At 60.8% G+C, this 577-nt stretch carries 1 protein-coding gene; it reads right to left on the reverse strand.

All coding sequences use genetic code 11. The features are described 5' to 3' along the window. Nucleotides 1-524: hypothetical protein (locus NKH73_RS32540; protein ID WP_352799994.1), on the reverse strand; the 524-nt coding region annotated here is incomplete at its 3' end. Nucleotides 525-577 lie beyond the last annotated feature (53 nt).

The raw sequence follows: 577 nt of genomic DNA on the forward strand, positions 1-577 counted from the left end.
AGACGGTTCGCTGACACGACCGTTTCGTCCACCGAATCCGTTGTGGAGACGGTCGCATCTGGCATTTCGGCCGGCGAAGCTGACACGTTGACCGGCAAGCTGGCTCGATCGGATGCGTCACTTGCCACCGACAGGTTGCCGAGCGTTCCCGAGGGCTTTGCACGCGAGACAGCACTGGGCGCCTCAGCGCCGAAGGTTTGCGCCAGTACGTTCGCCACGTCCGAAGCCCGCCGGTACAGCAGTGGACGCACGTGAATGTTTGCCGTCGCCTGCGACGCACTATCCAGTTTGAGGACCGCCTGGCGGACCTGCTTGAGAGCCGCAGGATCTTCTGCCACGACCAGGATACCATTCAGTCGCTCTAGCGCCGCAAATTGGACAATCCTTCCTTCTTGCCCATTCCGCGTAAACAACAAACTGAGTTCTCGTTCAACGTCGGCCGGGCTCGCTTGAGACAGCGTATACAGCGCGAAGGACTTGCGAACCATAGCGTCGGTATCGAAAAGACCGACCAGTTCCCGCACAGAACTCACGGATCCCGGCGGTCCACTGACAACAATGCCCCTCCCCCCGGGGG

The organism is Mesorhizobium sp. M0938 (assembly GCF_040319125.1).
Lineage (GTDB): Bacteria > Pseudomonadota > Alphaproteobacteria > Rhizobiales > Rhizobiaceae > Mesorhizobium > Mesorhizobium robiniae.